This window comes from Pseudomonas sp. LTJR-52, assembly GCF_003691465.1.
Taxonomy (GTDB): Bacteria; Pseudomonadota; Gammaproteobacteria; order Pseudomonadales; family Pseudomonadaceae; genus Chryseomonas; species Chryseomonas luteola.
In genome coordinates this window covers 3,223,816-3,235,049 of the sequence record NZ_CP033105.1, presented here as the reverse complement: position 1 = coordinate 3,235,049, position 11,234 = coordinate 3,223,816, and the positions used below count along the sequence as shown (strand labels likewise).

9 protein-coding genes are annotated in these 11,234 nt (G+C 52.4%); 6 read left to right on the top strand and 3 right to left on the bottom strand.

Going from position 1 to position 11,234, the window contains the following annotated elements; translation table 11 throughout:
* Nucleotides 1-19 precede the first annotated feature (19 nt).
* Complete coding sequence (gene putP / locus EAW52_RS15135) at nt 20-1,504, top strand: sodium/proline symporter PutP (RefSeq protein WP_010797651.1); 1,485 nt, start codon at nt 20-22, stop codon at nt 1,502-1,504.
* Nucleotides 1,505-1,724: 220 nt separating this feature from the next.
* Nucleotides 1,725-1,898, top strand: a complete 174-nt coding sequence (locus EAW52_RS25975; protein WP_162997647.1) for a hypothetical protein — start codon at nt 1,725-1,727, stop codon at nt 1,896-1,898.
* A 287-nt stretch (nt 1,899-2,185) separates the two neighbouring features.
* Here EAW52_RS25975 and EAW52_RS15125 read toward each other — a convergent pair whose 3' ends face one another.
* Nucleotides 2,186-3,181, bottom strand: a complete 996-nt coding sequence (locus EAW52_RS15125) for a DctP family TRAP transporter solute-binding subunit (RefSeq protein WP_122043101.1) — start codon at nt 3,179-3,181, stop codon at nt 2,186-2,188.
* Nucleotides 3,182-3,364: 183 nt separating this feature from the next.
* Here EAW52_RS15125 and EAW52_RS15120 point away from each other — a divergent pair, with 183 nt between their 5' ends.
* Together EAW52_RS15120 and EAW52_RS15115 are read left to right on the top strand one after the other, a co-directional pair.
* Nucleotides 3,365-3,841, top strand: a complete 477-nt coding sequence (locus EAW52_RS15120; protein ID WP_019365874.1) for a VOC family protein — start codon at nt 3,365-3,367, stop codon at nt 3,839-3,841.
* Nucleotides 3,838-4,662, top strand: coding sequence for an aldo/keto reductase (locus tag EAW52_RS15115; protein ID WP_122043100.1), 825 nt, complete (start codon nt 3,838-3,840; stop codon nt 4,660-4,662). The genes EAW52_RS15120 and EAW52_RS15115 overlap by 4 nt, the downstream gene beginning before the upstream one ends.
* Nucleotides 4,663-4,670: 8 nt before the next feature.
* On the opposite strand, the gene mnmC is transcribed toward EAW52_RS15115, so the two are convergent.
* Nucleotides 4,671-6,635: a bifunctional tRNA (5-methylaminomethyl-2-thiouridine)(34)-methyltransferase MnmD/FAD-dependent 5-carboxymethylaminomethyl-2-thiouridine(34) oxidoreductase MnmC gene (gene mnmC / locus EAW52_RS15110; RefSeq protein WP_122043099.1), complete on the bottom strand. Its 1,965-nt coding sequence runs from the start codon at nt 6,633-6,635 to the stop codon at nt 4,671-4,673.
* A 70-nt stretch (nt 6,636-6,705) separates the two neighbouring features.
* The gene (locus tag EAW52_RS15105) at nt 6,706-6,912 is read right to left on the bottom strand and encodes a DUF6316 family protein (protein WP_122043098.1); all 207 of its coding nucleotides are present in this window, start codon (nt 6,910-6,912) and stop codon (nt 6,706-6,708) included.
* A 363-nt stretch (nt 6,913-7,275) separates the two neighbouring features.
* Between EAW52_RS15105 and EAW52_RS15100 the strand changes: the two genes are divergently transcribed.
* Both EAW52_RS15100 and EAW52_RS15095 read left to right on the top strand, forming a co-directional pair.
* Nucleotides 7,276-8,949: a VRR-NUC domain-containing protein gene (locus EAW52_RS15100; RefSeq protein ID WP_122043097.1), complete on the top strand. Its 1,674-nt coding sequence runs from the start codon at nt 7,276-7,278 to the stop codon at nt 8,947-8,949.
* Nucleotides 8,928-11,225, top strand: a complete 2,298-nt coding sequence (locus EAW52_RS15095; protein ID WP_122043096.1) for an ATP-dependent DNA helicase — start codon at nt 8,928-8,930, stop codon at nt 11,223-11,225. Before EAW52_RS15100 ends, EAW52_RS15095 begins: the two co-directional genes overlap by 22 nt.
* Nucleotides 11,226-11,234: the final 9 nt, after the last annotated feature.

The following is an 11,234-nucleotide window of genomic DNA, read 5'->3' as shown; positions in this document are numbered from 1 at the left end:
AACAAATAATGAGGGAATAATGAGCGTCAATACTCCAACGTTGATCACTTTCCTGATCTATATCGCTGCCATGGTCCTGATCGGCTTTCTGGCATGGCGATCTACAAAAAACTTCGACGATTACATCTTGGGGGGAAGAAGCCTCGGTAGTGTGGTGACAGCGTTGTCCGCCGGTGCTTCGGACATGAGCGGCTGGCTGTTGATGGGGCTGCCAGGCGCTATTTTTCTCGCCGGTATTTCTGAAAGCTGGATTGCCATTGGCCTGATAGCAGGTGCCTGGCTGAATTGGCTTCTGGTTGCAGGTCGGCTACGTGTCCATACCGAGCACAACAATAATGCTCTGACACTGCCAGACTATTTTACGCATCGCTTTGAGGATCACAGTCGTGTCCTGCGTATATTCTCGGCAATCATCATCCTGGTTTTTTTCACCATCTACTGTGCTTCCGGTATTGTGGCTGGGGCTCGTCTGTTTGAAAGCACCTTTGGCCTTTCGTATGGAACAGCCTTGTGGGCGGGTGCACTGGCAACCATTCTCTATACCTTTGTAGGCGGCTTTCTGGCAGTAAGCTGGACGGATACTGTGCAAGCTACGCTCATGATCTTCGCCTTGATTCTGGCGCCAGTCATGATACTCAATGCCACAGGTGGTCTTGAGCCAGCATTTGCTGCCATCGAAAGCGTAAACCCCGCCCATTTCGACCTTTTTAAAGGGGCTACCTTCGTTGGCGTTATTTCATTACTGGCCTGGGGACTGGGTTATTTTGGCCAGCCTCATATCCTGGCACGCTTCATGGCTGCAGATTCGGTCAAGTCAATGCGCTCAGCACGTCGAATCGGTATGACCTGGATGATTCTGTGCCTGGCGGGTGCGGTGGGTGTAGGCTTCTTTGGAATTGCTTATTTTGCCGCGCATCCTGAGCAGGCTGGCGCAGTGACAGAAAACCCTGAGCGGGTTTTCATCGAGCTGGCGAAGCTGCTGTTCAATCCATGGGTGGCCGGTGTTCTGCTGTCAGCCATTCTGGCAGCTGTCATGAGTACACTAAGCTGCCAGCTTCTGGTCTGCTCAAGTGCGCTGACTGAAGATTTCTATAAGGCTTTCCTTCGCAAGCACGCATCCCAGAAAGAGTTGGTGTGGGTAGGACGTCTCATGGTTCTTCTGATTGCAGTCATTGCGATCGCAATCGCTTCCAATCCTGAAAACCGCGTATTGGGACTGGTCTCCTACGCCTGGGCAGGTTTTGGTGCAGCCTTTGGTCCGGTTGTCCTCTTCTCGCTCCTATGGAAGGGGATGACACGTAACGGTGCATTGGCCGGTATGATCGTTGGTGCTGTGACTGTGGTGGTCTGGAAGCAGCTGGGATGGCTTGGCCTGTATGAAATTGTGCCTGGCTTTATTCTTGCGAGCCTAGCTATTGTTGTATTCAGCCGACTGGGTAGCGCTCCGAGCGCATCAATGAAGCAGCGCTTCGAGGTCGCGGAGCAGGAATACCGCAATAGCTGAGAGGAATGTCAGCTAAGCGTAAAGAATGGTGAGCTGGGGGTAAAGTCGTTCGAGAAAGAACGATGTGCCGGGTAGTGTTGGCTTTACAGGCTCCTTTGAGGAGGAGCTTTTAAATAAGCTGATCGACCTGCGAGGTAAACCATGCGTCATCGTGCTTTGCTAGCGACTACTTTAGCGGTCAGTTTGCTGCTGAGCGGCTGCTGTGGATGGTGGGGGCCTCATGGAGGTCACCATGGAGGTCCCGGTGGGCCAGGGCCAGGATTTGAACAAGGGCATGGCCGCCCCTAAAAAAGCCGGAGCAATTGCTCCGGCTTTTTTATCGCTGCTTTGTAGCGTCAAACCTGGTACGTCATTTGCTCAGCCGATGGTTATCGGTCAAGTATTTATCCAATAGTGTTCGGAGGATAATCATGCCATGGCTCTTTCGACATAGCCGCTGGACAATAGGCTTGTTGCTGATTGCGAGCCTAAGCGTAGCCGCAGCGCCTGCACCTTTCTTCAAATGGCGTAGCAAGTTCAACGGGCAGGTGGTATGTCAGAGGACATCACCCGGCGATGGATGGGAACGACTGGCAGGGCCGTTTCGAGATATCGGCTGTCAGCAGTCTGGAGAGAAGCCGTTACAGCGATGGGACAGGGTAACTGCTTCCCCACGGTCCTGAGGAAGCAGTATTTATCAGGTCAAGGCGTCTCGTTGGTGTACAGGGCGGCCTTGATCAAGTCCTGCCCGATCTGTTTCTCGAAGTGCTGCCATACAGGTAGCATGGCTGCTCTCCAGCGCTGACGCTGATCATTGGTTAACGTGATGACTTCATTGTTACCAGCACTCACGATCTTGGCCTTGTCTTTCTGATTGAGTGCGTCTGCCTGTCGATTCACCTCATAGGTCACTTCGCCAAGAATAGTTTCCAGCTTGATGCGAACATTAAAAGGAATCTGGCGCCAGAAGCTGGCGTTGGTAATAAGCATGTAATCCAGAGAGCCATGGTTGCTCTCGGTGATATAGCGCTGCTGCTCGTAAAGATGCTTGCTATAAAGGTTGGTCCAAGGGTTTTCTGCTGCGTTGATGGTCCCGTCAGCAAGTGCCTGGTTTACCTTGCTGAACGACAGCTTGACGGGCGTAGCACCCAACGACTGGAATTGAGACTCAAGGACGTCCGAATCCTGAATGCGAACCTTTAGGCCTCGCATATCTTCCGGCTCACGCAGCGGCTTCTGAGCGGAAAGCTGCTTCATTCCGTTATGCCAGTAAGCCAGCCCTGCGATGTTCTGCTTTTCCATGGACAGGAGCAGCTGTTGTCCGGTTGGCTTGCTTTGGAACCGGTCCAGTGCGGCCTGGCTGTCAAACAGGAAGGGTAGGTCAAACAGCTTCAGTTTGGGTGAATAAGTACCCAGTTTGGCCAATGCCACTGCCAGCATTTCTACCTTGCCATCTTGAAGCGCCTGAATTTCTTCCTTATCGCCATACAAGGATGAGTTGGGGTATACCTCTACCTTGACGGTCCCTCCCAGCTGTTCCTCTACCTTCTTCTGAAACAGTAGCGCACCCTGGCCTTTAGGCGTATCTGGCGCGGCAACATGCGAGAAACGGATAACGATAGGGTCGGCTGCCATGCTTATTACAGGAGAAAGCATGGTGAGCGTGCATACCAGGAGTTTGGAAAGAGAGCGGTACATGTAGAAGTCCTTGAGGCGCATCAAGTAATTGCCAGTTCCAGGTTTGGCGGGGGCGCCACTTTATCAGTGAGATCCGTCTCAATCGAGTGCCGACAGGCAGGCGACGTATGGTCATTCCGACCTTTTGACAGAACGCAAGACAAACACGGCGTCTAAGTTCAATAGACTTCAGGAGGATCGTTCATGACTTCTACCCCTTCGGCGGCACATGGCTTTGCCATTCCCTACCTTCGCTACCACGACGCTCCCGCTGCCATTGACTGGTTACGCCTGACGTTTGGGTTCGAGGTAAAAAGCCTGATCTCGAATGAAGACGGCAGTATCGAATATGCACAGCTTGTTTATGGACAGGGAATGCTCATCGTAACGTCCGTGCTGCATAACGATGTGGATGCCTATATGGTCCAACCGGAACAGGCTAGAGGGGTGACTCAAGGAGTGTATCTGGTAACCGATGAACCTGATGTCTTATGCGAGCGTGCCAAGGCATCGGGTGCCGATGTGATCATTGATATCCGTGAGGCGCCTTATGGAGGCCGTTCCTTTACTTGCCGGGACCGTGAAGGGCATCTCTGGAGCTTTGGCAGTTTTAATCCGTGGAAGGATGAGCCTGCCAAAACATCGGGTAACGGGTATGCCACCGAAGGGTACACGTCATGAAAACGGTTCGTTTACCTGACGGCACAACTGTCCCTGCGCTTGGCCAGGGTACTTGGCATATGGGTGAGCAGGCATCAGCACGTGAAAGAGAAATACACGCTCTACGCCGTGGGATCGAGCTGGGTATGACCTTGATCGACACGGCTGAAATGTATGCCGAAGGAGGTGCTGAACATGTCGTTGGCGAAGCCATTCAAGGTCAGCGTGACAGTATTTTTCTGGTCAGCAAAATCTATCCCCACAATGCGAATCGCGAGGGTGTTTTGCAGGCATGCGATCGCAGCCTCAGTCGTCTGCGTACAGATCGTATCGACTTCTATCTTCTGCATTGGCGGGGAAGAACACCGCTGAGCGAAACGGTAGAGGCATTCGAGACGCTGCGAGGACAAGGCAAGATTCTGCATTGGGGCGTGTCGAATTTTGACGTGGACGATATGCTTGACCTTGCGGACGATCGCTGTGCCGCGAATCAGGTTCTGTATAACCTGGAGGAGCGAGGCATTGAGTTTGACCTCCTGCCTTGGTGCCAACGGCAGCAAATGCCTCTTATGGCTTATTGTCCGGTAGGGCAGGGTGGCGGCATGCTCCAGCATCCAGCTCTTCTGGCCGTCGCGGAGCGACTTGAGGTTACACCGGCTCAGGTAGCGTTGGCTTGGGTGCTTCGACAGCCTGGGGTGATCGCCATACCCAAGGCCGTCGGGCTTGATCATATCGAGCAAAATGCCAAATCTGCGACGCTTCAACTGTCGGAGCACGATCTGGCATTACTTGACGCGGCGTTTCCTCCGCCCCGGCGAAAGCAGCGGTTAGCGATGGTATGAGTATGTCGTCAGGTTTGGCCCCTGATAACGGCTCTCAGAGGAAACCGGTTAGGGTGACAGGCCTCTGCTACGGCACGAGGTAATGGCAGTGGCTCATTGTTCAACCAAGCCGCCAACAGCTCGCCGGAAAGTGGCGCGGTGATCAGGCCGCGAGAACCGTGGCCTGCATTGACAAACAGGTTATTCAGCCAAGGTACCGGACTCTCTGGTACTTGCCGAGCATCTTTGCCGAGAATGGAATAAGTATGCGCAAAGGCGGCAGCATCAGCTATCGGGCCCACGACTGGAAGATAGTCAGGGGTCGTACAGCGAAACGCAGCCCGTCCTTCCAGTATTGCTGGATCCAGTTGTTCGGCGCCAAGTGCCTTGGCCAGCACGGGTGAGAGGGCATTAAGTAATGCAAGATTACCTTTATGTTCTTCAGTGCACAGCTCAAGATCGTCACGCTTGAAGTCGAAGCTGGCTCCCAGTGTATGGAGATGATTCCGTGGAGGAGCAATGTACCCTTCACCGCAAACTACGCATTGCAGCGCCTGGCTTGCGCGTGTCGCTGGCAAATGAGTTATCTGTCCACGAATACGTTTGAGTGGTAGTTGGGCGTTCTCTATCAGTGTTGCCGTCTCGGTCGCGCTGGCCACCACAACAACAGACGCTTGAGCTAAAAGTGCTTCGTTGCCGTACACCTTCCATTGGGCGTGGTGACGCCCGAGCCGAATAGCCTCCTGATGGGTCATTAGCGTGATATTGGGATGCTGCAGTAAAAATCGACAGAGCGCAGGTGGATGAACCCAGCCCGACTCCGGAAAGTGAACTCCCCCTTGGGAAAGCTCAACCCCAGAAAGTTTTGAGGCTTCATCAGCACTGACTCGGCGCAGTAAAGCTGATGGCAACCGTTCTGCTAGTTGCTGCTGACGTTTGTCCTCGGCAGGGTCAGTAGCCAGTTGTATCGTACCGCACCCATCCCAGTTCAATGTTTTGTCCAGACCCTCCAGCAGACGACGGGTATAGCCAAAACCGCTTAAGGCTAAGCGGGTAAGCGGTGTGAAGTGAGGGGAGAGTTTAAGGTATAGAACGCCTTGCAGATTGCCAGACGCCTCTGCTGCAGAAGTTGCATGGCGCTCCAGAACCGTTACCTGCCAACCGCGCATTGCGAGACTGGCCGCTGTCGAAGCGCCTGCCAGCCCTGCACCTATTACTATGGCTGTTCTAGGGCCGATATGGAGCAGCGGCCGCTCAAACCATGGCTTGACAGAGCTAGGTACCGGCGACACAAGACTGCCTTTGAGCATTTCCCGCTTATGTCCAAAGCCTTGCACTTTCTTCATTGCAAAGCCGGCCTCTATCAGGCCGCGGCGAACAAATCCGGCACAGGTAAACGTAGCGAGTGTTGCATCATCAGCCGACAGCCGGGCTAGTTGCCCAAACAGAGCGCTTGTCCACATGTCCGGATTCTTGGCTGGAGCAAATCCGTCAAGAAACCAGGCATTGCACCGAGCATCCAGCTCCGGCAGACAATTGAGTACATCCCCTACCAAAAGCGTTAGCGTAACTCGGCCATCATCTAGGGAGAAACGCTGAAAGCCAGCATGTACGGCAATATATTGAGCCAACAGCGCGTCGGCGTAATCCACTAATTCAGGCCAAAGGGCCAGAGCTTTTTTCAGGTCCGAAGCACTCAGCGGGAATTTTTCAACACTAACGAAGTGCAGCCGGGCCTCAGCGGGTGCTGTCTGTGTAAAGAGCTGCCAGACACAAAGAAAATTGAGTCCCGTTCCAAACCCTGTCTCACCAATCGTGAAGGCCTCACCTGCATGAAGCGCGGCGAAACGACGTGGGAGCTCATTTTGAGCCAGAAAAACGTAACGGGTTTCTTCAAGGCCACTCGCCTTGGAAAAATAGACATCGCCAAAGGAGCGGGAGATCGGTTGACCCTGATCGTCCCAGTCCAACTCGGCGTGAAAGGTATCTGACATCGACTGCACTGCTTATTTGGGCCAAGCAAAGCGCAAGTCTAGCCGATCCGAACGCGAGATTTTAGAGGAATTAGCCAGCTCGCTTTTGAATTTCAGCGGCCTGGGTCATTCTGGAGATATACCGTCCGATCTGGTGCTCGGCCTCTTCACGGGTAAAAAAAGGCCCTTCGAGCGTACCTTCTCGCGTTGTGAAGAAATAATTGCCATTAACCCAGCTAATGCGCTCGCTGCGAAAGTGAGTGGCTGAATTACTATCTTCAGTGCGCTTACCAAACATGACTGATCTCCGAACCGATTTACTTTCTGACCGCGCAAAACAGCGTTGGTTTGCTTTACCGTCAACTATTTTGGCTATGGATATATTGCCAAGCGTTTCCAGAATGGCAGAGTTACAGCGCAAGTCGTATCACTAAAGGTGTAGGTGATAATTCGCTACCTGAAAAGCTTGAGATATAACCGCTGAACATTAGAGTTCAGTTTTTAGGTATCTGTTGCGTCCATTCATCCAGACACGGTTGATTGGTAGTCGCCTCGCTGTTATCTGTATATACATCCACCCTGTGTTCGAAAGACCTTCTTCATTCAACTACGCAAAAACGGGCTTCTTTTGTTAAGGTCCGTAGCGGTACTGTGACCCTCCATGCACGCTACTCGAATTCTGGAAGATCCGTTTTATTACCTGAATAATTTCCACACGGTACTGGCCTGGACCGGCGAGCGTTACAGTGATCTTCTGAATGAGACGGAGAGGGTGTTTCTCCAGGTTTTTCCTTCGCTTCCTAAAGCCTCGCAGGCCCTGTTGGTTAGAATGGTCATGCGCAAAGGGGCGCTGTTCCGAGGCAGCAAGCTGTGCTACCAGGAGATTGGCTGCCCCCATCAAGCAGTGTTGCCACTGGTTGAGCTGGGCTGGGTATCGGATAGGCCGGTACTTTCTCTAGAGCAACTGTTCGGTTTGCTGAAAAAGGCAGAATTGGCTCAGGTCTTTCCTGAGCAGTTATCTCGCTCATCTTTAAAGAAGTCAGAGCAGCTTGAAGCGCTCAAGGCTGACTTTAATGATCCGAGGCTGCTGACGGAATGGTGCAGCTCGCTAGATGACCGCGTCTATGAAATTACCGTCACAAACATATGTGACCGATTAAGGCTTATGTTTTTCGGTAATTTACATCAGGACTGGAGCGAGTTCGTCTTATCGGATCTCGGAATTTTCCGTTATGAAAAGGTGGAATTTTCTGATTCATCACGGGGCTTCCGTGTCCGCAAAGACATCGATGATTACGTAGCACTGTATGACTGTCGTGAGCGCTTTCGTGACGGAACTGCATTGGACGACATTCTAGATGTGCTCCCCAGATTACCGTTAGATAATGATTGGCTGGAGGCACGCAGAGGTAAACTGACTTATGAGGTTGCCTACTGCTGTGAACAGCAGGGCAACTTTACTGCCGCCCTGGAGCTTTATCAAAGTTGCCGGCATCCTGGCGCAAGAATTCGCGCTATCCGTGTACTAGAAAAAACCGAGCAGTATAAAGCCGCTTTCGAACTGGCCTGCCAGGCAGAGCGAGCTCCAGAAAGTGACAGTGAAGCCCAGCTATTGGCCCGCATGTTACCCCGACTGCGGCGTAAGTTGAGTATGCCCAAGTTGCCCAAGCGCATCGAACGCTGCGTTGAGCGTATCAACCTGACGTTACATCGTCTGGATGCTTGTCGTCCTGTTGAGTTATGTGTTCAAGAGTATCTGTCGGGACCTGATGCGCCGGTCTTTTATGTTGAAAATATCCTGATCAATGCGCTACTTGGTCTTTTATGCTGGGACGCAATTTTTGTTCCGTTGCCTGGAGCCTTCTTTCATCCTTTTCATCGCGCTCCTGCCGACATTCATATGCCGCAATTCGCAACCAGGCGTGCACAGCAATTTGAAGCATGCCTGTCTCAGCTCGAAAATGGTTGTTATAAGGAAACCATCAAACGCAACTTCCTGGAAAAGCAGGGTATCCAGGCCCCTTTTATTGCATGGGGAGCCGTAACGGCAGAAGTATTGGAGCTAGCATTGCAGTGCTTGCCTCCCCAGCATTTACGCGTGTGGTTCGAGCGAATACTTCAAGATGTAAAGGTCAACCGGACAGGATTTCCAGACTTGATCCAGTTCTGGCCCCACGAGCGACGGTACCGCATGATCGAGGTGAAGGGACCGGGCGATCGTCTCCAAGATAATCAGGTTCGCTGGTTGGATTACTGTATGGCTCATGAAATGCCGGTATGTGTGTGTTATGTGCAATGGAAGGAGTCTGTTGCGTGCAGTACAGCGTTGCTGTAAGGGCTCTGTGTGAGTTTGTTGCTAAGCAGGGAGACCTTGATCTGCGTTTCACGCCATCACCGACAGCCCTTGAGGGCATTCAAGGACATGGCATCGTTACCGCGCGTCGAAAGCAGTCTTACCAGCGGGAGGTAGCGCTGGAGGGTGAGTACAGGCATCTTCGCATCAAAGGGCGGGCCGATGGATACGACCCGGAGCTGAACCGGCTCGAGGAAATAAAAACTTACCGGGGCGACCTGACTCACATGCCGCCCAATCATCGTCACCTGCATTGGGCACAAGCGAAAATATATGGATGGCTGTTCTGCCAAAAATTGTCGCTTCATGAGCTCGAGCTGGCGTTGGTGTATTTTGACGTAGGCAGTCAGAAGGAAACTACTCTGCTTGAGCAGTTTACATCTGGAGTGCTTAAAGAGTACTTCGAACGGCAGTGCAGCCTGTTTCTGGACTGGGCTGAGCAGGAACTGACTCATCGTGAGCACCGCCAGCGTTACCTGGAGGCGTTACCCTTTCCACATGCCTCCTTTCGTACGGGGCAGCGTGATCTTGCCGAGGCTGTCTATAAAGCGGCCCATGTAGGCTGTAGCCTCATGATCCAGGCGCCCACGGGGATAGGCAAAACCATTGGCACCTTGTTTCCATTGCTCAAGGCTATGCCACGGCAAAATCTGGACAAGGTCTTTTTTCTTACCGCAAAGAATTCTGGTCGGCAGTTGGCTTTCAATGCGATGGGCGCTATCACTCAGGCCGCACCAAAGCTTTCGCTGCGTATTCTGGAACTGAGGGCACGCGACAAGGCATGTGAACACACGGATAAAGCATGCCATGGGGAATCCTGCCCTCTGGCCAAGGGGTTCTATGACCGTTTGCCCCAAGCCCGGCAAGCCGCCTTGAGGGAAAAGGTACTGGATTATGACTCGCTACGTACCATAGCGCTTGGATGGCAGGTTTGTCCTTACTACCTGAGTCAGGAGATGGCGCGCTGGTGCGATGTCATCGTAGGGGATTACAACTACTACTTTGACAGCAGCGCTATGCTTTTTGCCTTAAAGGAGCAGAGCCAATGGCGGATCGGAATCCTCGTTGATGAAGCTCATAATCTATTGGAGCGTGCGCGGGGGATGTATACCGCCTCTCTGGATCATGCTGTGGTAGCGTCACTTCGCAAAGAGAGACATCCAGTGCTGAAGCAGCCACTGGATCGGATCAATCGTTGCTGGAATACCTTAATCAAGGAACAACCTTCAACCTATCAGGCATACGACGAAATTCCCGCGAAGTTGTTATCCGCGCTGCAAAAAGCGATTTCAGCTATAAACGACCTGCTTAACGAGACGCTGGCTCCACTGGATGCCACGCTTCAGCGTTTCTATTTTGATGCAATTCAATTCGTTCGGATGGCTGAAAGTTTTGGTGAGCACTCACTGTTCGAATTACTGAAAAAAAATGAGCTGGCACGTAAGCCAGCCGTGCAACAGTCCGTTGTAACCATACGGAATGTGGTCCCGGCACCTTTTATCGGCCCGCGCTTCAACGCAACCCATGCCGCTATTCTTTTTTCCGCGACCTTAAGTCCGCCTCACTTCTTGCGGGATACGCTTGGGCTTGCAGCGGGTACACCTTGGGTTAACGTAAAGTCCCCGTTTGCGGCGGAACAATTATCGGTTCGCCTCGTAGACAACATTTCGACGCGTTATCAACACCGAGAGCAATCCCTGCGGCCCATTGCTGAGTTAATGGCTTGGCAGTACAGACAGGAGCCAGGAAATTATCTAGCTTTCTTTAGTAGCTTCGACTATCTCGAAAAGACTGCATCGTTATTTTCCAATCTTTTCCCGGACATTCCGCTTTGGCTCCAGGCACGGCGGATGAATGAGGCAGACAGGGTCCAGTTTCTGCAACGGTTTACAAACACCAGCAGCGGTGTTGGTTTCGTAGTACTAGGGGGGAGTTTTGGCGAGGGTGTCGATTTGCCAGGGCAGCGGCTGATAGGAGCTTTTATCGCAACACTTGGCCTTCCTCAGATCAATCCTGCCAATGAACAAATCAGGACGAAGCTCGACCGACAATTTGGTACCGGTTATGACTATGCTTACTTTTATCCAGGTATGCATAAGGTCATTCAGGCAGCAGGTCGGGTCATAAGGACAACCTCTGATCGTGGTGTGCTGTACCTGATTGATGACCGTTTTGCTCAGTCCAAGGTCAGACGGTTATTGCCTGAATGGTGGAGGGCGCAGACCTTTCGATGGCCTTACAGCGTTAACCGGAAATAAGTCTGAAGG